27 protein-coding genes are annotated in these 18,048 nt (G+C 62.6%); 17 read left to right on the plus strand and 10 right to left on the minus strand.

Translation table 11 applies throughout. The features are described from left to right. Positions 1-2: 2 nt before the first annotated feature. From M1D88_RS18490 to M1D88_RS18500, 3 genes are all read left to right on the plus strand, one after another. Positions 3-239 carry a hypothetical protein gene (locus M1D88_RS18490; RefSeq protein ID WP_458112189.1) on the plus strand — a complete coding sequence of 79 codons (237 nt, stop codon included), beginning with the start codon at positions 3-5 and terminating at the stop codon, positions 237-239. A 42-nt stretch (positions 240-281) separates the two neighbouring features. Next, entirely contained in the window at positions 282-1,019 is a 738-nt protein-coding gene (locus tag M1D88_RS18495) for a fumarylacetoacetate hydrolase family protein (RefSeq protein ID WP_458112190.1), read from the plus strand. A gap of 125 nt (positions 1,020-1,144) precedes the next feature. Beyond that, positions 1,145-2,857, plus strand: a complete 1,713-nt coding sequence (locus M1D88_RS18500; protein ID WP_458112191.1) for an AbfB domain-containing protein — start codon at positions 1,145-1,147, stop codon at positions 2,855-2,857. Between the two features lie 63 nt (positions 2,858-2,920). Here M1D88_RS18500 and M1D88_RS18505 read toward each other — a convergent pair whose 3' ends face one another. Beyond that, on the minus strand, positions 2,921-3,094 hold the full coding sequence (locus tag M1D88_RS18505; RefSeq protein ID WP_458112192.1) for a hypothetical protein: 174 nt from the start codon (positions 3,092-3,094) through the stop codon (positions 2,921-2,923). Between M1D88_RS18505 and M1D88_RS18510 the strand changes: the two genes are divergently transcribed. Next, complete coding sequence (locus M1D88_RS18510; RefSeq protein WP_458112193.1) at positions 3,094-3,222, plus strand: hypothetical protein; 129 nt, start codon at positions 3,094-3,096, stop codon at positions 3,220-3,222. The genes M1D88_RS18505 and M1D88_RS18510 overlap by 1 nt on opposite strands. On the opposite strand, the gene M1D88_RS18515 is transcribed toward M1D88_RS18510, so the two are convergent. Then, complete coding sequence (locus tag M1D88_RS18515; RefSeq protein ID WP_458112194.1) at positions 3,219-3,644, minus strand: Hsp20/alpha crystallin family protein; 426 nt, start codon at positions 3,642-3,644, stop codon at positions 3,219-3,221. The genes M1D88_RS18510 and M1D88_RS18515 overlap by 4 nt on opposite strands. A gap of 579 nt (positions 3,645-4,223) precedes the next feature. Here M1D88_RS18515 and M1D88_RS18520 point away from each other — a divergent pair. The 5 genes from M1D88_RS18520 (at position 4,224) to M1D88_RS18540 (ending at position 9,044) form a co-directional block, all read left to right on the plus strand. Continuing rightward, on the plus strand, positions 4,224-5,168 hold the full coding sequence (locus M1D88_RS18520) for an ATP-binding cassette domain-containing protein (protein ID WP_458112195.1): 945 nt from the start codon (positions 4,224-4,226) through the stop codon (positions 5,166-5,168). Next, positions 5,168-6,787: an ABC transporter permease gene (locus M1D88_RS18525; protein ID WP_458112196.1), complete on the plus strand. Its 1,620-nt coding sequence runs from the start codon at positions 5,168-5,170 to the stop codon at positions 6,785-6,787. Before M1D88_RS18520 ends, M1D88_RS18525 begins: the two co-directional genes overlap by 1 nt. Positions 6,788-6,902: 115 nt before the next feature. Then, positions 6,903-7,115: a DUF2905 domain-containing protein gene (locus M1D88_RS18530; protein ID WP_458112197.1), complete on the plus strand. Its 213-nt coding sequence runs from the start codon at positions 6,903-6,905 to the stop codon at positions 7,113-7,115. 93 nt (positions 7,116-7,208) lie between these two features. Beyond that, positions 7,209-8,084 carry an SGNH/GDSL hydrolase family protein gene (locus M1D88_RS18535; RefSeq protein ID WP_458112198.1) on the plus strand — a complete coding sequence of 292 codons (876 nt, stop codon included), beginning with the start codon at positions 7,209-7,211 and terminating at the stop codon, positions 8,082-8,084. 612 nt (positions 8,085-8,696) lie between these two features. Continuing rightward, on the plus strand, positions 8,697-9,044 hold the full coding sequence (locus M1D88_RS18540; RefSeq protein WP_458112199.1) for a VOC family protein: 348 nt from the start codon (positions 8,697-8,699) through the stop codon (positions 9,042-9,044). Positions 9,045-9,104: 60 nt separating this feature from the next. Here M1D88_RS18540 and M1D88_RS18545 read toward each other — a convergent pair whose 3' ends face one another. From M1D88_RS18545 to M1D88_RS18555, 3 genes are all read right to left on the minus strand, one after another. Beyond that, a complete protein-coding gene (locus tag M1D88_RS18545) occupies positions 9,105-9,677 on the minus strand; it encodes a pyridoxamine 5'-phosphate oxidase family protein (RefSeq protein WP_458112200.1) in 573 nt (190 codons plus the stop codon). Positions 9,678-9,772: 95 nt separating this feature from the next. Next, positions 9,773-10,426 (minus strand): response regulator, encoded by a 654-nt coding sequence (locus M1D88_RS18550; protein ID WP_458112201.1) that lies wholly within the window; start codon positions 10,424-10,426, stop codon positions 9,773-9,775. A gap of 3 nt (positions 10,427-10,429) precedes the next feature. Continuing rightward, on the minus strand, positions 10,430-11,449 hold the full coding sequence (locus tag M1D88_RS18555) for a sensor histidine kinase (RefSeq protein WP_458112202.1): 1,020 nt from the start codon (positions 11,447-11,449) through the stop codon (positions 10,430-10,432). Positions 11,450-11,618: 169 nt separating this feature from the next. Between M1D88_RS18555 and M1D88_RS18560 the strand changes: the two genes are divergently transcribed. From M1D88_RS18560 to M1D88_RS18575, 4 genes are all read left to right on the plus strand, one after another. After that, entirely contained in the window at positions 11,619-11,879 is a 261-nt protein-coding gene (locus M1D88_RS18560) for a hypothetical protein (RefSeq protein ID WP_458112203.1), read from the plus strand. Positions 11,880-11,985: 106 nt separating this feature from the next. Beyond that, complete coding sequence (locus tag M1D88_RS18565) at positions 11,986-13,470, plus strand: DUF1538 domain-containing protein (RefSeq protein ID WP_458112204.1); 1,485 nt, start codon at positions 11,986-11,988, stop codon at positions 13,468-13,470. Further along, entirely contained in the window at positions 13,467-13,817 is a 351-nt protein-coding gene (locus tag M1D88_RS18570; RefSeq protein WP_458112205.1) for a P-II family nitrogen regulator, read from the plus strand. Before M1D88_RS18565 ends, M1D88_RS18570 begins: the two co-directional genes overlap by 4 nt. A 35-nt stretch (positions 13,818-13,852) precedes the next feature. Further along, positions 13,853-14,245 carry a CBS domain-containing protein gene (locus tag M1D88_RS18575; RefSeq protein ID WP_458112206.1) on the plus strand — a complete coding sequence of 131 codons (393 nt, stop codon included), beginning with the start codon at positions 13,853-13,855 and terminating at the stop codon, positions 14,243-14,245. Positions 14,246-14,306: 61 nt separating this feature from the next. Here M1D88_RS18575 and M1D88_RS18580 read toward each other — a convergent pair whose 3' ends face one another. Beyond that, on the minus strand, positions 14,307-14,732 hold the full coding sequence (locus M1D88_RS18580; protein WP_458112207.1) for a toxin-antitoxin system YwqK family antitoxin: 426 nt from the start codon (positions 14,730-14,732) through the stop codon (positions 14,307-14,309). A gap of 97 nt (positions 14,733-14,829) precedes the next feature. Here M1D88_RS18580 and uraD point away from each other — a divergent pair, with 97 nt between their 5' ends. From uraD to M1D88_RS18595, 3 genes are read left to right on the plus strand one after another with little or no spacing between them, the layout of a single operon-like run. Then, positions 14,830-15,327, plus strand: a complete 498-nt coding sequence (uraD, locus tag M1D88_RS18585; protein ID WP_458112208.1) for a 2-oxo-4-hydroxy-4-carboxy-5-ureidoimidazoline decarboxylase — start codon at positions 14,830-14,832, stop codon at positions 15,325-15,327. Next, positions 15,324-15,665: a hydroxyisourate hydrolase gene (uraH, locus tag M1D88_RS18590; RefSeq protein ID WP_458112209.1), complete on the plus strand. Its 342-nt coding sequence runs from the start codon at positions 15,324-15,326 to the stop codon at positions 15,663-15,665. Before uraD ends, uraH begins: the two co-directional genes overlap by 4 nt. Before the next feature lie 2 nt (positions 15,666-15,667). Further along, positions 15,668-15,988, plus strand: coding sequence for an MmcQ/YjbR family DNA-binding protein (locus tag M1D88_RS18595; RefSeq protein WP_458112210.1), 321 nt, complete (start codon positions 15,668-15,670; stop codon positions 15,986-15,988). A gap of 44 nt (positions 15,989-16,032) precedes the next feature. Here M1D88_RS18595 and M1D88_RS18600 read toward each other — a convergent pair whose 3' ends face one another. The 4 genes from M1D88_RS18600 to M1D88_RS18615 form a co-directional block, all read right to left on the minus strand. After that, on the minus strand, positions 16,033-16,494 hold the full coding sequence (locus M1D88_RS18600) for a DUF4383 domain-containing protein (RefSeq protein ID WP_458112211.1): 462 nt from the start codon (positions 16,492-16,494) through the stop codon (positions 16,033-16,035). Positions 16,495-16,600: 106 nt separating this feature from the next. Beyond that, positions 16,601-16,843 carry a hypothetical protein gene (locus M1D88_RS18605; RefSeq protein WP_458112212.1) on the minus strand — a complete coding sequence of 81 codons (243 nt, stop codon included), beginning with the start codon at positions 16,841-16,843 and terminating at the stop codon, positions 16,601-16,603. Between the two features lie 7 nt (positions 16,844-16,850). Continuing rightward, positions 16,851-17,150, minus strand: a complete 300-nt coding sequence (locus M1D88_RS18610) for a DUF4193 domain-containing protein (RefSeq protein ID WP_458112213.1) — start codon at positions 17,148-17,150, stop codon at positions 16,851-16,853. 156 nt (positions 17,151-17,306) lie between these two features. Further along, entirely contained in the window at positions 17,307-17,531 is a 225-nt protein-coding gene (locus M1D88_RS18615; protein ID WP_458112214.1) for a hypothetical protein, read from the minus strand. Between the two features lie 97 nt (positions 17,532-17,628). Here M1D88_RS18615 and M1D88_RS18620 point away from each other — a divergent pair, with 97 nt between their 5' ends. Beyond that, a complete protein-coding gene (locus M1D88_RS18620) occupies positions 17,629-18,024 on the plus strand; it encodes a hypothetical protein (protein WP_458112215.1) in 396 nt (131 codons plus the stop codon). Positions 18,025-18,048 lie beyond the last annotated feature (24 nt).

The raw sequence follows: 18,048 nt of genomic DNA on the forward strand, positions 1-18,048 counted from the left end.
AAGTGAAACGTGCCATGAGTTCAGTGGACGGCAAGGACTGGGATGCCGCGGAGTTCGGGGCCAGGGAAGAATCCTGGCGGAGATCGCGGCGTGAGCACCTGACATGCCTTGCCTGCGGGGAACCAGCGTTCTTTCGCTCGGAGTCCGGTGACCGGCGCCCCACCTTCGGGGCGCGACACCGCAGCACCTGCACTTTTGTGGTGCGGGCTCCGTGGAGTGTTTTCAAGTACCTGCAATAGCCGACGACGGCGGGTTGCCGCCAATATCACCAAGGAGACTCCTTGCGCCTCGCAAGAATAAAGACGACCACCGGGCCCCAGTTTGCTGTGGAGCGCGATGGCAACTGGGATCATGTGAGCGATCTGTTCGCGGAGACCTTTAGCTTCACGGGAGGCTCGACCCCCGAGGCGGAGGCGGTTTTCCTGGCCCCCGTCCGGCCAGCCGTCGTCGTGGGCATTGCCCATAACCGGACCATCAACGATCACCCTTTGCCCATCCAGGCATGGCATAAGTCCGTGCATACGGTGGCCAACCCGATGGATGTGATTGTGGCTGCGCGGGACCGGGGCACGGTCAACATCGAAGGTGAGCTCGCCGTCGTCATTGGGAAGAGCGCAGCCTCACTCACGGCAGACAACGCCCTCGAGCATGTTCTCGGTTTTACGTGCGTCAATGACGTCACCAATGTGGACCAGGGGGCAGTGGATGAGCGGAACTTCCAAGGAAAGGCCGGCGTCAACTACACACCCCTGGGCCCCTGGATCGAAACCGAGCTACCTGATCCGGACCTGGTGGGCATCGACGTCTCCGTCAACGGGGAAATCCGCGCGAAGTCCGGCACATTCAATCTGCCCTCCTCGGTGGTGGACTGTCTGGTCTACGTCACGTCCTGGCTGACGCTGGAAGCGGGTGACGTGGTGATGACAGGTGCGCCGGGCACGGCCGTGACGGTGCAGCCGGGTGACCGTGTGGAGATCAGCCTCGGAGGACTGGGAAGCCTGAGCAACACAGTGGCATAGGGGTTCACTGAAGAAAAGACAGCCTGGCCTCTTGAACCTCCGCCCTGCACGTGTGAGTATTGCCCGAGCGGGATAACGATTTCCCGCTCCCTCGGGTCTCAGGAATTCCTAGCGAACGGAAGTCAATGACGACGAATTATCGCCACCTTCGGTCATCCCGCAGTGCGGTTTCACGCAGGTCCTTCATCACTGGTGCCTCCCTTGCTGTACCCCTTGTAGCGGCCGGTGCCGCCGGCGCCTCCTGGGCGAAGCCCAAGCCCAGCCCCACTCCGCTCGCGACAGTCTCTCTTGGACCCTCCAAGTATGCGCATCCAGGCATGGTCCACACTCTGGCTGACATCGAGGCCACGTCGTTGCGCGTGGCCGACGGTGTCCAGCCCTGGCTGGGGGGCTGGAACCGCCTGGTGGCAAACGGCCGGTCCAGTTCCGGGTGGCAGCCGCGTCCGTTGGAGACAGTCATCCGCGGTGGCGACGGCTCAAACTATGCGCAGCTCTTTCCTGACGTACATGCCGCCTATCAGAACGCCCTGCGATGGCGGGTCTCCGGCGAGGCCGCCCATGGCGCAGCTGCGGTGAGGATTCTCAACGCCTGGTCCGGGATGCTGACCACGGTCACCGGCAACGCGGACCGCTTCCTGGCCGCAGGCATCTACGGCTACCAATTCGCGAACGCGGCAGAGCTGGTTCGGGACCACCCGGACTTCGAGTTTGAGCGGTTCCGCGGCATGCTCCTCAACATTTTCCACCCGATGAATGAGGACTTCCTCACCAATCACAACGGTGCTGTGATCACCAACTACTGGGCCAACTGGGACCTATGCAACATGGCATCGATCATGGCGATCGGGATCTTCGCGGACCGCGACGATCTGGTTGACCGCGCCGTCACGTACTTCCAGAGCGGCGCGGGAAATGGCTCCCTGCCGAAGGCCGTGCCTTACGTCTACGAGGACGAGGGCCTGGCCCAGTGGCAGGAGAGCGGCCGTGACCAGGCGCATACCATCATGGGCATCGGGCTCATGGGTGCCTTCTGCGAAATGGCCTGGAACCAGGGCATCGACTGCTACGGGCACGACGACAACCGTTTCCTCAAGGCGGCCGAGTATGTTGCAAAATACAACCTCGGCAACGACGTTCCGTTCACCCCGTACACGTGGCAGTCCGGGCCCTCGACCACCGCGTCCCACGTCGGCTGGCAGACCCAGACAGTCCCCGGAGAGGGCGCGCGGGGACAGGCCCGGCCGGTTTGGGATCAGGTGCTGGGACACTACTCCGGCCGCAAGGGCCTCAGCACGCCCTGGGTCAGCCAAATCGCTGCCACCCTTCGGCCGGATAGTGGAGGCGGCGACTATGGCACAACCTCCGGAGGATACGACGCCCTCGGATTCGGCACCCTAATGCAGTACCCGGCCCAGACCGGCAGGCGTGTCTCCCGGCTGCAAAGCTTCAACGTGCCCGACCGTTATGTTCGGCACTCCGGTTCAACAGTCCGCCTCGATCCCACGACATCCCCTGTCAAGGACTCACAGTTCCGGATAGTCCCCGGGCTGGCCAGTCAGGCGGATGGTCGCATCTCGTTTGAGTCAGTCGATATGCCCGGCCACTTCCTGCGCCACTGGAACTACCAATTCAGCCTGGTCCAGAATGACGGTTCCGCTCTCTTCAAGGCAGACTCGACCTTCCTCCCGGTGGCAGGGCTGGCGCACAACTATCTGACATCGTTCCGCTCGCACAACTATCCGGACCGCTACATCAGGCACAGCAACTACGGCCTCAGCCTGACGACGATCGCGAGCGACCTCGACCGTTCCGATGCGACGTACCGGATGGTGGACTGAGCTTTCCTGCCCGGGCGAGTGGAGGGCCGGCACGGTAGCCAGCGTCGCTCCGTTGCCCAGAACTCACCTGTGCAGTCTGTGAATCAGGGAAAGGAATGGCTGAGCCAGCAGGCGCAAGAGGCCAACGATCAGGACCAGCGCAATGAAGAGCAGCAGCCCCGGGAGGAAGTAAAGGAACACCGCTATAAGAGTCGCGAGGTATCCGGCCAAGTAGCCGGCGATCGTTGCTTCGCCCATTGGACTCCCCGATCAACAGCCGTATTACCGGCAAGTGGGTGATGCTGCTGGCTCCCTTGCAGCTTCGGGTGAAGTGGTCCCCGGCCTTGTTGGCCGGGGACCACTTTGTTTCCGTTCCGGTCTACTAGGTGGCGCTTATCTGTGGCTGCTTGCCCTTGGTCTCAATTTCGATCTTGCGGGGCTTCGCCTGTTCCGCAACAGGGATCCGCACAGTCAGGACGCCGCCGTCGTAACTGGCCTTGACGTTCTCGGTGTCCAGAGTCTCGCCCAGGACCAGCTGACGGCTGAACACACCGCGGGGACGTTCGGAAGCGAACATCTCGGTGTCTTCGCTGACCGCGTCCTTGCGTTCGGCCTTGATCGTCAGGACATTGCGTTCGACGTCCAGGTCAACCGAGTCAATATCTACGCCGGGCAGATCCAGCGCGACCACAAATTCGTTCCCTTCACGCCAGGCGTCCATCGGCATGACTGCCGGGCGGGCCGCCGTGCCCAGGACCTGCTGGGCCAGCCTGTCGAACTGGCGGAACGGGTCATTGAGCATCAACATCTCATACCTCCTGTGATCCAATTTGATAGACCGGATGTATATCCGCTGATACAGATTTTATAGCACCTGGAATTCAGCGTTGCAAGAGGTTTCGGGCCCTCAAATCCGTCGCGTGGTCCTCCTGGAAGAGCCGTTGGCCCGCCCGGCAGAGAGGGCTTGTGGGCCGGGGCCGGCGGAGACTGGGGGTCGAACCTTGGTCTCAGAAGGCTCTATCGCCGCCGGCCCCAGACTTATATTCTGGGCTGCCAAGACCTGCTGGGCACGAGTAAGCCGTACCCGTTTCTGGCCGTCTCCTACGTGTTCTTTACGTGGCCGGCGTTCCCACGGCAGGCATTCAAGAACTCCTCGGACACCGTAGCCCCAGTCCCACTGGTTATCAGGATTCGGCAGAACGGGGGCTTCGCCGTCGGCGTCCTTCTCTCCGATCATCCGCGTCTCCAGGTCCCCTTCCAGAGGCCATGTACCGCTTGTATGATGAGGACCGGAGAGCCGGGAAGCCTGGTCGGCCCGCATGCGGAAACGCCTGCGGCATGCCCTGGCAACCGCCTTGGGCGTGATTGCTGCGACCAAGGAACGGCCATGCACACCGACTCGAATCCCGTCATCACCACCACGCGCCTCGTTAAGAATTTTGGGCGCACGTCCGCATTGGCAGGCCTGGACCTGTCCGTTCTGCCGGGCGAGGTCCATGGTTTCCTCGGACCCAACGGGGCAGGAAAATCCACAACGCTTCGGATTCTTTTGGGCCTGATCCGGCCAACATCGGGAATGGCCCGGGTGTTCGGCATCGATCCGTGGGCTGAGCCGGTGCGGGCCCACCGGGATGTGGCCTACGTCCCCGGGGACGTCACGCTCTGGCCGAATCTGAGCGGCGGCGAGGTCATCGACCTGCTCGCCGGGCTGCGCGGCGGCGCGAATGAAAACCTGCGTCGGGAACTCATTGACGAGTTCGATTTCGATCCACGGAAGAAGGCGCGGACTTACTCGAAAGGCAACCGGCAGAAGGCAGCCCTGATCGCGGCCTTTTCCCGCCCTGCCAGGCTCTACCTCCTCGACGAGCCGAGCTCGGGCCTGGACCCTGTCATGGACGCAGTGTTCCGCCGTCATGTCCGCCGGGTCACTTCGGACGGGGCAACCGTGCTGCTGTCCAGCCACATCCTGACCGAGGTGGAGCAGCTCTGTGACAGGGTGACCATCATACGGTCCGGGGTGGCCGTGGAATCCGGGACCCTGGCCGAACTCCGGCACCTCACCCGCACACGCTTCCGGGTCACGTCGGCAGCGAAACCTGAGGTGCTGTCCACCTGTCGGGGCATCCACGATCTCCGGATCGACGGAACAGCCATGGAATTCGACGCCGATGCAGCGGACCTTGGCTATGTCCTGGATGCTTTGGCTACTGCAGGCATAACGGGCATCACGGCCGCGCCCCCTTCCCTGGAGGAGCTGTTCATGCGCCACTACGGCGTGCAGGCAGCCGGACAGGATGCCGGGCAGGGCAGCCACAAGAGCCAGGTGCTGTGATGTCCGCCGTTCTCCGGCTGGCCCTGCTCCAGACCCGGAGGGACCGCGGGATCCTGGCTGCCTGGATCCTGGGCATCGCGGGTCTGGGCTACGCGGCCGGCACCGCCGTCACCACACAGTTTGCCGAGGACAATGAGCGGGCCGCCCTCATTTCTGTGGCCGCGGCCAGTCCGGCCTTCCTGTTCCTCCGGGGGCTTCCCGACGGTATCAGTTCCGGGGCGATCACCTTCTTCCAGGGCTATTCGTTCACAGCAGTGCTGGCGGGGTTGATGAGTGCGTTCCTGGTGGTCCGGCATACCCGCGCGGATGAGGACCAGGGCCGGTTTGAGCTGGTCGGTTCAACCCATATCGCCCGGGTGACTTCTCTTTACGCAACCCTGCTCGTCGGCACCTGCGCAAATGTGGTCCTCGCAGTGGCGGTTGCCGCCGGATTCATCGCTGCAGGCCTCCCGGTACCAGGATCATTCCTGGCGGGGACGGCTGTTGGCATGGTGGGCCTGTTCTTCATGGCGGCCGCCGCCCTGGTGGCACAGGTGATGCCCTCCGCAAGGAGCGCCAACGGCACAGCCGCGGCGCTGGTGGGTGGCGCCTACCTGGTCCGCGGCGCCGGCGACGCCCTCGGCACCGCCGACTCATCGCTGCTGCACGTCACCGCCGCCTGGCCCTCGCTGTTCTCACCCATCGGCTGGGCCCAGCGCATCCGGCCCTTCACTGAGACGGACTCGCTGCCTTTGCTGGTTATCGGAGCCGGAACAGTAGTCCTGGCGGTGGTTGCCGTGGCGCTCCGCAGCGGCAGGGACCTGGGCGCCAGCTACATCGCTCCGGATGATTCGGGCGCGGAAAGGGCGGGCGGCGGCCTGGCGTCGATGCTGGGCTTGGCGTGGCGGCTGCAGCGTGGAAGCCTGGCCAGCTGGTGCTTCATTACCGCAGCGCTGGGGGCCGTGGCGGGTGGCCTGGGCCCGGTGGTCCGCGACGCATTGGAAGGAAACCCGTCCTTGGCGGATCTGATGAGCCGGCTGATTCCGGGCGACGCCGGCCCGGTGGACCTGTTTACCACCGCCATGCTGGGCATCGCCGGGATTCTGGCCGCTGCAGCGGGCATCGAGGCTGTGCTGCGGCTTCGGGTGGAAGAGGCGGAAGGGCGGGCCGAGCTGCTGCTGGCCGTGCCGGCGTCGCGGTTCCGCTGGCTGGGCAGCACCCTCGCCGTTGCGGCATTTACGACGACGGCGGTTGCCGTTGCCGCCGGAGCCTCGGCCGCCGTCGTGCTCGCCCTGGGGCAAGCAGGGGGCAGCAGCCCCGGCACGGTTTTTGCCGCCGCGCTGGCCCACGTCCCGGCGGCGCTCGTCTTTCCTGCCGTGACCGTGATGGTGTTCGCGCTGGCACCACGCTGGAGCAGCCCAGCCGGCTGGAGTGCCTTGGCCGCCGCACTGGTCCTGGGGCAGTTCGGGGAGCTGCTCGGCCTGCCTGTGTGGCTTCAGGACCTGAGCCCGTTCCGGCACTCATCAGCCATGCCCGTTGAAGCTTTCAACCCCGGAGGCGCCATGCTGATGGTGGCCGTGGCCATCGCTGCGGCGGCCGCCGCAAGCCGCCTGATCAGGGAAAGAGACCTGACGGTGTAAAGGCGCTGGTAGCCCTGTGACCGCCACCGGGTTATACGATCGTCTTAAACAGTCGCATGTGCTCGGGTCAGTGAGCACTGAAGCTGCCGGTCCAACGGTGTGAGCGGGGTTCTAAATGGGACGCGACTTTGGTCCGTTGCTGGTGACCGTCGGCGTGCTCGTTGTCCTGGTCGGTGTGCTGGCGTGGAGTGGCTGGCTGTCTTGGTTCGGGCGCCTTCCAGGAGACATCCGAATTGAACGCGACAACATGCGCGTCTACATTCCGTGGGTCTCCATGCTCATAGTTTCTGTTGTGGTGAGCATCGTTATGTCCCTCTTCCGCAGGTGACATTCGGGGCATAAGGGGGGTCCAGTGGCACTTATGTCGGGACCGGAACCGACGGGCATGGCGCCCGTGGTTCAGTGAGAGCAATATGGGGAGATGAACGTTCCCAGCGACGGTGGCGGAATCGCGGGTGGCACTCTTGATGACAGAAATGGCCTGCACCCTTGGAGCCGATACGTGGCTTTGGGCGATTCGTTTACTGAAGGGGTGGGGGATCCCGAACCGCGGAGCCCCGGAGGCCTAAGGGGCTGGGCGGACCGTGTTGCCGAGGAGCTGAGTATCGGTCACGAGGATTTCGCCTACGCGAACCTGGCGGTGCGGGGACTGTTGCTGCGGCAGATCCTGGATCAGCAGGTAGGACCGGCTCTTGCCCTGAAGCCTGATCTGATCACCCTCAATGGGGGAGGCAATGACCTGATTTTCAGGAGAAGCGATCCGGACAAACTATCCGCCAGGCTGGACGCAGCAGTGGAGTTGCTGGCCTCCACCGGCGCAACGGTGGTGCTGTTCGCGGGCCCGGACTGGGGTGCGACCCCGGTCCTGGGAAGCACCCGTGGCAAGGTGGCCATCTTCAACGAAAACCTGCGGATCATCGCGGCCCGCCACGACGCCGTGATTGCTGACCTGTGGGCACTGCGAGAACTCACCCATCCGCTGATGTGGGATCCTGACCGGCTGCACTTCTCTCCCCTGGGTCAGCACACCATCGCCGCCATGGTGCTGGATACCCTCAACATCCCCCACACCCTGGAACCGATGATGCCCAAGGAGCTGCCAGAGCGGAGATGGCGGGAGGCCAGGGCGGATGACATTCTCTGGGCACGCGAACACCTGTTCCCCTGGGTTCTGCAGCGGTTGAAACAACGCATCGCGGAAGAAGAACGGCACGCCAAACGGCCGAACGCCGCTCCCGTCTTTGGGCCGGGAATGCCGCCGGGGTCATTCGTGGGGACCCGTCCGAGAAAGAGTTGATGGGCCTTGGCCGAGTTATCACTCGGGAGCTGCCTTATGAGCACGAATGAAGGATCCGATCAACTCGCCTAATACGCTGAGCTAGTGCAGATTCGTGAAGCGGCGGCGGATGACTTGGAACATGTAAATGCAGCTCGCGATGCCAGCGGACGCCCACACTGGACCAACGAGATGATCGCGCCCGGACACATCCGCCTCGTGTTGGTGGCTGTCATGAAAGGTGAGGTCGTTGGGGCAGTTAAGACGCATTACCACTCGGACCCCGATGGAATGGCCCCTGCAGGGCACTATTTGGCTGGCGTCGTGGTCGCCCCGCGTTTCCGGCGACGATGAAACGCTTGGCTTCCGCTTCGTCGCCCGTTCCGTCGAGATTCATGGAGTGACAGGCTGACGACGGATGCTCAGAGCTCGTTCTCTCCGAGGCATCCCTCTAGAGATAATCACTGGCGGATCTCTTTCTATATGGCGCCACAAATACCTGCACGCTTCTCCAGGCGGCCCGATCCTGACGACCGAGTCTGCTGTCCCTTAAGCTCGTCGCCGTGCAATAGTAAGCAGAACCTGCCATCGGGGACCGGGGCGATTCACCAAAACACGACACAAAGGACTGGCATGAATCCGATAGCAGCTCAGATAGGCATGGTTTTCATTCCGGTCAGCGACCTTCACAAGGCACGGGACTGGTACTGCGACGTGCTGGGAGTTCCTGCCAACGGGGAGATCCTGCACAACCACCTTTACGTCCTCCCCATGGACGGCACCGGGCTCATCCTCGACAGCAAGATCTACTCCCCGGACGCTGTCTTTCAAATTCCCGCCGTCGTTCTCAACACAGGCGATATCCGGACAGCGCACCGGCACATGAAGGAAAAGAGTGCCGAGGTGGAGGAAATCCAGTTTGATAAGTGGTTCAACTTCAAAGACCCCGACGGAAATTCGCTGATGATCTGCCAGAGGTAGAAGCCTGCAACTGCCAGCGGTGTCCGTGAACGCTACCACGCTGTGGGATCGAGAACGAGGTCAGATCTCTGCTGATTTCAAGGGGTCAAAGTCGTAAGCGGGAAGCCCGTCGATGCTTGTGCGGTTTTTGCCGATCCGGTAGTCGGCGCTGCCGTCAGTCCCTTTACGTTCGAAGTACGGCCCGAGCACATCGCGATGGCCCTCAAAGCTCATGAGAGGGACGCCCCACCCGCAAGAATCGGAAACACGGGTAACGTCAGCCACAATGATGGCCCTCGTGCCGGGTTGGTCGTCGAAATGCCGGGCGAGTGACTCGAATTCGTCGTCGTACCGGCTGATGACGCGCCCCGTGCCGTGGAGGCGGACGATGTTCGGTGGGCCGTCGAAGGCGCAGAACATCACTGTGACGCGACCGTTCTCCCGAAGGTGGGCGATCGTTTCGCTCCCGCTGCCGGTGACGTCAAGCCAGGCAAAGGTACGCTCGTCGAGGACTGCAAAAGTGCCTGGCAGTCCGCGGGGCGACACATTCACGTGACTGTCGGCCGACAGCGGCGCGGTGGCCACGAAAAAGACCGGCTGCCGTGCAATGAATTTCGTCAACCGCTCATCAATCGCACCGTAGACCTTGCCCATGACAACACGCTCCCACGGGCGGGAGGGCTGTTCAAACCCGTCTCAGAACGCGGGACCGAAGAAAGGACCGCTTACCTGGATATGGTCCAGACCGCTTACGGCTCGATGAGCCCGGTGCGGATGGCAAACCTTGTCAGGTCCAGCCTGTCGCGCAACCCCAACTTCTGCAGGATGTTCGCCCTGTGGCGATCAACGGTCTTCACGCTTATGGTGAGGATTTCCGAGATCTCCTTGGCGGAGTTGCCTTCTGCGATCAGCTTAGTAATCTGCTCCTCGCGGGGAGTGAGAATGCTGTCCGGCATTCGGTCACCACGGCGGTCGCGCTCGAGATAGTCGCGGATGAGCGCGGTGACAGCGCCAGGATAAAGGAAGGACTCCCCTCGCATCGCTGAACGGCACGCCTCGATAAGGTCGCGGTCGGCGACCGACTTGAGCACATAACCTGAGGCTCCTGCCCGAAGCGCCTCGAAGAAGTACTGTTCGTTGTCGTACATCGAGAGGATGAGGATCCGCACGTCGGGTGCGCTCCGCGATATCTGCCGCGCCGCCTGAAGGCCGGTCATCTGGGGCATTGCGATGTCGAGAATCGCGAGGTCAACCCCGCCCGCAGCCGCGGCTGCGACTGCCTCTGTTCCATCGGCCGCTTCGGCCACGATGGTAAGGTCCGGTTCCGCATCAAGGATCAAGCGAAGGCCGCGGCGGACCAGGGCATGGTCGTCGGCAAGCAGGATGCGCGTGGGTTCGCCCATCGGTTAGCTCCTCGCCTCGACGCCGGGAACGATGAGGCGAACATCGGTCCCCCCGTTCCGCGGTGAGGTGATCGTCAGCTCGGCGCCTATGAGCAGGGCGCGTTCGCGCATCCCGCGAATGCCTGCGCCTTCGCGGAAGTCTCCGCCCTGCCCGTCGTCGGCAATCGTCAGGGTCAGCCCGGTCGCGGTCGAGGTGAGTGCGAAATCGACTCGTGTCGCGTGCGCGTGCCGGGCGACGTTGGTGAGTGCCTCCTGCGCGATGCGGTAAAGCACCAGCTCGATCTCGCCGCTGAGCTCCGGGAGCTCGTCGTCCAGCTCCCAGATCAACGGGATCCCGCTCGAGCGGGAGAACTCCGAGCCCAGCGAACTCAGCGCGCTCCGCAAGCCTAGGTCCGCGAGTACGCCTGGGCGCAGACGCTGCGCCACCTGGCGTACCTCCTCCAGGCTCGCGCGGACGGCCTCTTGGGCGACGAGGCTCTCCTGGCGGAGATCGTCGGGAGATCGGTCGACGACTCGCTTGAGACTGAGGAGAGCAACGGTCAGGCTCTGGCCGATCTGGTCGTGGAGTTCCCGCGAGATCCGCTGACGTTCCCCTTCCTGCGCAGCCAGCGCGAGGGCACTGCTCGCGCTGCTCTCCGTCTCCAACCGATCGAGCATCTTATTGAAGGTGTACATCAGATGCGCGAGGTCGCCGTTGCCGGCTTCCGCCGCCCGATCGCCGCCGCGCCGCAACAGGCTCACTCGGCGCATCACAGCCGTCAGGGCGTCAAGCGGTGCGAGGCTGGCCCGAACCAGGGCGGCGTTCGCGGCGAGGATGAGAGCCAGTCCAATGAGGAGGACCGGCACCTCCGTGAGCAGGACGGGTGACGACACCGTTGCCGGAGAAACTGCCAATACGAGCGTGCCCACCGCGAAAAGCAATCCGTTGATGATGAACAGCCGCCAGAACAGCAACTGTGCCGGTCCTTTGAGAGGCAAGCCATGTGTCGTGCCGGCCGCCATGGTTTCGGGCAGGGTCCGCATGCGACTAGCCTTGCGCGGCCCACGTCCTTTGTCCATGAGGGCTCGCACCCACGAGCAATAGAGCCCGCGCATTTGACCCTTCGGAAATGGGTGTCAGCCCCGATGGCAGCTCTGTGCCACCACAAGTAATACTGAATCCACATCTGGAACCGGCGGAAGGAGGGCCAAAATGGAGGCTACCCACTCAACCGTGCCCGGCTCCGGGGTGCTGCACGACTGCCAGACCCGCGGCGGCCAGCAATTCCGCATCCTCGTGGCGCGTCCTGGCACACGCGAGATCTTCGTTTACGACCCGGTGGAGCCCGATCGGATCGTGGCAAGGATCGTGCTCGAGGAAGACGAAGCCGATCAGGTCGCCGAGATCCTGCACAGCCAGCCCATCACCGAACTCGAACGCCGGGTCGCCCAGCTCGCAGAGAGCTGGCGATGACGAGCGTGGACCCGACGGGCATCGCCTCGGGTTGTCGACATGACTGGGCTGGACCGGCAAACTGAGCCCCCTGGTACTCACAGGATCATTCCCGGGAGAGGACCGGATGGAGCACCTCAGCCGATTCGCCAGCGAATTCCTTAAGGCGCTCAAAAACCTCCTGCCCATCGTTGTCGTCGTTGTTCTGTTTCAACTGCTGGTCTTCCGCTCCATGCCCGATGAGCCTCTGGGGCTGGTGGCGGGGCTCGTGATCGTAGCTGTGGGCATTGCCCTGTTCTTGTATGGCCTGGACCTGAGTATCTTCCCGGTCGGCAAGAACCTGGCCAATCAGTTCGTCCGTCGCGGTGCACTGCGGTTGTTGCTGCCTTTTGGATTTGCCATTGGCTTCGCTGCCTCTATCGCGGAGCCTGCGGTGATCGCTGTCGCGGACCAGGCCCAATTGGTCAGCGATGGTCGGGTCAATGCGCTGGTGCTGCGCTTCGTCATAGCTGTATCGGTGGGGCTTGTCCTGATCCTGGGGATCCTGCGTGTCCTGCGTGGCTGGGCAGTGTACAAAATCCTGATCGCGGGCTATGCGATGGCGCTGGGACTCACCTATATTGCCCCGCCGGAGATCATCGCGCTCGCCTACGATTCGGGCGGGGTCACCACCAACATCGTCAGTGTTCCGTTGATCGCAGCAATAGGGCTCGGTCTGGCCAACTCGATCAGGGGACGCAGCCTGCTCGGGGACGGCTTTGGTCTGGTGGCGTTGTGTGTGATGGTGCCCATGATCGGGGTCCAGCTCTACGGCATCTGGGTTTACACTTTTGGCGACTCCGGGGGCGTGCCGCCAGTTACCGATTCCGGGGAGGGCCCAACGGACTGGGTGGTAGGGATGATCTTTGGCCTGGTGGGGATGGTCCGGGAGGTCCTGCCAATTGTGGGTGTTGTTCTGTTCTTTCAGTTCGTTGCGCTCCGGCGAAGACTGCCCCATGCCATGCTTGTCGTCGTCGGGTTCGTCATGGTCCTGGTCGGACTCCATGCCTTCGTGGTGGGACTCAAGCTCGGTCTCTTCCCGATCGGGACGTTGATGGCCGAGCAGCTCATCGAACAGGGTGCCCCTGTCTTGATTGTGCTGTTCGGGCTGCTTATCGGCTTCGCTGTCACCATGGCAGAACCTGCGCTGGTGGCGATCGGTGAGCAGGCAGAGGACACGGCCCCCGGTCGGATCAGCGCGTTCGCCGTGCGCGTCATTGTCGCCGTCGGAGTCGCGTTCGGCATCGCTTTCGGCGTCTACCGCATCTTGGTGGGAGGGCCCTTCCACTACTTCATCATGAGCGCCTACGCAGTTGCCATCGTCCTGGTGTTCTTCGCCCCGAAGTACATCACAGCGCTGGCCTTCGATCTTGGCGGGGTGACGACGTCGGAAGTCACCGTGCCGCTGGTAACTGCCCTCGGCATCGGGCTGGCCGACGCGGTGGAGGGAAGAGACGTATTGATCGACGGCTTCGGTCTGATAGCTTTCGCCTCCATCTTCCCTGTCATATCCGTCATGGTGTATGCCATGGTGATGGAAAGATTTCCTCGGCTGAGGAGGGAACCGGCATGAGATTCACCGCCATAGTAGTCATCGCCCCCGACGACCTGGAAGAGCAGGTAATTGAGCACGCCCAGCGGGTCGGCGCGACGGGGGTGACAATTCTGGCGGGGAAGGGAATCGGCGGCGAAGCCAGAAAGACGTTTTTCGGCCTGACCTTCGAGGGGACCCAGTCTGTGTTGCTGATGGTTGTCGGGGCACACCTGACCGCCCCGATCCTGAAGGAACTTCACCAGGTCCTGGTCAAGGGCGTTGAATCCCGGGGCCTGGCGTTTGCCGTCCCCATCGAGCACCTGACGGGCATAGACAGGCGGCAGGTAGTCAGATTCGAGGAGCACCTGCGCCGCGAGGGCCTCTGAACACGGCCCAAACTCGTTTGCGAGAGGAAGAGAAGATGATGCTAACGGTCAAAGATGTCATGGTCCCCCAAGTGGTCACGATCTCCCCCTACAGCAGCCTGCGAGAGGCACTGTCCACGATGAAGGAGCGCCAGGTCAAGAGCCTGGTGGTGGAGCGACAGCACGCCCACGACGCCTACGGCATGCTGAGCTACAGAGAGCTCCTGGACACCGTCGTCGCCCAGGAGGGCGATGTGGATCTCCTGAACGTCTACGACGCCGCCACGATTCCTGCCATCACAGTCAACGAGGACCTGTCGGTGCGCCAGGCAGCAGCCCTGATGAGCCGCTACCACCTCAGCCGGCTCGTTGTGGTCGAAGGCAACCAGCTCGTCGGCCTGCTCGCGATGAACGACATCCTCGCCCGCCGGATGGAGGAACTGACCTGACTTTCACCTGGCTGCGCTGCTTCACTTGATGAGCAGAGGCACATGAAGAAGCATTGGGGCCCTAGAGATGCTTGTCGTAGACGTCCCTGAACTTGAGCAGGATGCTGTACTGGGAGTCTGGGTCCGAGGGATCCATGGTGATCTCGTTGATGAGCCTCCCCTGCTCGTCGTACTCCTTCTCATCCAGGCGTACTCCCCACTCGTAGTTGCTCTCCTGAGCGAGCTGGCCGTTGGCATGCCACTCCTTGCGGTTGCCATAGGCGGCACCAAGGCGGCATCTGAACTGCGAGCGCAGGTGGCCATGCTCGTCCCAGGTGCGCGAAAGTCCGTCCTTGAGGCCATCCTTGTAGGTCGATTCGCTCTCGATGGGGCAATTCGGAAAGCGCCACACTTCGATACCGGTGAAGGGCCGGGCCGTTCCAGATCTGAAGCTGGCCCTCCCACTCGAGGTCGTCGCCGTCGACCCGCGGCAGCGGTGCACTTTCATTTTCCATCCAACGAGGATCATAGTCCCGGTGGGCGGTGCTGTAGTCTCGTGACACCGTTGCTCCAGTCACTTCACGTTGTGTACAGGAAGATCCAGCATGCAGCTTGCAGTATTTAATGCCCTCAAAGGAGCGGATGCCGTCGCGGCGCTCCGCCCCTGCCTCGATGTGGAGCGTTGGCTGGGGCAGATTGTGGACGCCCGCCCCTTTCCCTCGCTGCCGGCCCTCATAGATTTCGCCCGGACTGCCGCAAGCCCGCTGACAAGCGCTGAGATCCAGCAGTCGCTAAGCCATCACCCCCGGATCGGGGAACGCCCGACGGCGGAAACCGCCGAAGCCTCCATGTCCCGTTCCGAGCAGGCCGGAGTGGATCCTGCGGACGCGAAGGTGGTTCAGGAACTGGCTGAGGGAAACCGCGCCTACGAGGAAAAGTTCGGACACGTGTTCTTGATTCGCGCCGCCGGACGAACGGCGCCTGAGATCCTGGCCGCCCTCAAGGAACGCCTCACTAATACCCCGGACCTGGAAGAGGCCACCATTGCCCAACAGTTGCGGGAAATTGCCCTGCTTCGCCTGCAAGGAGTGATCAGTGAATGAATGTTTCACAGATAACCACACATGTCCTGGACACCGCGTCGGGACGCCCCGCGGCGGGAGTCGCCGTCGGGCTTTATACGCACGACGACGGCGCGTGGCACCTGCTGGCCAACGGCACCACTGACGCCGACGGCCGGATCAAGGACCTGGGACCCGCAGCATTGCCTGCCGGGACCTATCGCCTCAATTTCGGCACCGGTAGCTATTACGAAGGCCTGGGTACAGAGACATTCTTTCCCGAAGTGGACCTGGTGTTCACAGTAAACGGCACCGCCGAGCACTACCATGTGCCCCTGCTGCTGAGCCCCTTCGGTTACTCCACGTACCGCGGCACCTGACGATGCCCACTCAAGAGGACGTGCGGAGCATCTGTCTGGCCATGCCCGGGGTGACCGAGCGGCTCAGTTGGAACCAGCCCGCGTGGTTTGCACGGACCCTCATGGCCAGGATCTGGGAGCCAGGGGTTCTCACAGTCAAAACCGAGGAGCGCGAGGCGTTGGCCGGAACGGACCCCAATACCTACTTCTGGACTCCCCATCACCAGCGCTCGCCTCAGCTGGTCCTGGTCCGGTTGGACAATGTGACCAAAGAGGAGCTCGGTGAGCTCCTCGAAGATTCCTATCTGCTGGCCGGAGGCCCGGGGAGGACAGGTCAGGCCTGACATCCACCGGGTCGCACCAGCTAAGCGTCCCTTGTGGGCCGTCCTTATGCTCGCGCCGGTGCCTGGTGGTTCCGGCCCCGGGTCAGAAGCAGTGCGAGCGCAATCATGGCCACGCCCAGCAGCAGGTGAAGCCAGTTGTCAGCAGCGTTCAGCGGGACAAAATTGCCGGCCGATTCCTGATCAACCACCAGACCGTAGATCCACAGGACGAGGTAGATGATGCCGCCGAAGAGCAAGTAGGAGCGGGCGCCTGACGCGCTCCGGGCAAGGACCAGTCCCGCCACACCGAACAAAAGGTGCACGGCATTATGCAGCACGGAAACCTGGAACAGACCCAGAAGCATGGCCCCTGAATGGTGCCCCGCGAAGCTCAACTGGTCCACGTTGCTGGTGATCCCCGGGATGAAGCCCAGGACTCCGACGAGGAGGAAAACGGCACCGATAGCCAAAGCTGCCTTTTGCACGTTAGTGCGCACCCCGGCGCGTGAGTTGCTGACTGTTGTCATGATCGCTCCTGATCAATTCCTATATGGGATGGGTAACAGAACCTGCTGGTTCTAGCTGGTATTCGGGAGCGACGGCACAACGGATGGGCCATCCTTGAATTTTTTCTTAGTGCTTGTCCGACGGCGGCTGCCCGCTATCGTCCTCGCCTTTTACGTCAGGCTCTTCCTCATTTTTGTGGCGTGCTTCCTGGAGGTGTTGCTCCAGTTTTGCTTCCGCGTCACGACGCCGGTGACCGATCGCCCGCAGCTGCCCGGTGGTCGGGGTGCGATGCTCCCGTTCCCAGGCATGGTCGTTGACTCCGGTCCGGTACAAATCGTCGTCGCGATGCTGTTCCCGGTCTTCACCCATAGCTGTTCTACCCTTCACACTCGGTGCAAAAGGTCATGCCGTTGGACTGGCGGGCTGCTTGGGATCTGTGGCGGACCAGGAAACACGACGAGCAGACAAACTCATCCTTTTGGGGCGGGATGATCTCGACTGTGAGTTCTAGTCCCGAGAGATCCGCGCCGGGCAGCTCGACGCCTTCTGCAGTCTCAGCTTCATCGATGTCGGCATCCCGTGTCCGTACTGCACCCGGAACGGCTTGAAGCTCGTCGAGCGATTCCGGAACCACGTCTGCTTCAGACTTCCGGGGTGCGTCATAATCGGTAGCCATGCCAGGTCTCCCTTCAACGATCTGGCCGGGACCAATAAGCCCCGGAGTGGCTGCTAGGACAAGCAGGTGTCATCCTTTGGTATGCAATAGTAAGCGTACTTATTTTCTATGTACAGTTCCGGCAACCTGACCCGGGGTTGAGCTTGAGATGACCTCTCAGGCCCGGTTTCGATCCCGCAGCATCTGAAGGTGTTCCTTTCTGGCGGCCGCATTGAGCGGGCCAAAAAGCGCCAGATACAGTCCGAGGGCGATGAAGAACGCTGTCCAGAATTCCAGGAACGTCATCAGCACCAAGCCGAGCCCTACGGCCAACACCAATCCAATGGACCCCCACTTCGCGAGCCTTCGCGCTTTAGGCGGGAGTGATTCATATGCTTTCATCGGCCTCCTCCCGGAATTAATCGTAAGCAGCCCCGGTAAGCCTGTCGATTGCTACCCGCATTCACTACAGGACAACCCGCACAGTAGGCTTGATGGCATGGCTTTCGAAGAAAACCCCGCCGCTGCAGGCAACAACCCACAGCCGGCTGAGACAGAACGCCGGGACATCACTGTTCGCAGGGCTCCGAGGTATGTGCCTTTCCTCATATTGGGAGGCCTCGTGGGTATTGCGGTGGCAGCCGTCGTCGCCTTCGCCGTGCCAGGGAGCGCCAGCTACGACCCCGGCTCGGTCTTTGGTTTCTTCATGATCCTGTTCGCCGCGGGTGGAGCCCTCCTGGGCGCCGCTGCGGCCCTTGTGCTGGACCGTTTGAGTGTCCGACGCGCCGAGCACGCCGTCGTCGAATCCGTTCCCGAAACGGAAGCGGACGCGGGCCCTGCCACAGGCACCAACACCGAGCCGGGCGCAAACGGCCGTCCTTCTCCGCAGTCATAAACGCCCTGCCGGAAAAGTCATAGC

Source organism: Arthrobacter sp. R1-13 (genome assembly GCF_054161475.1).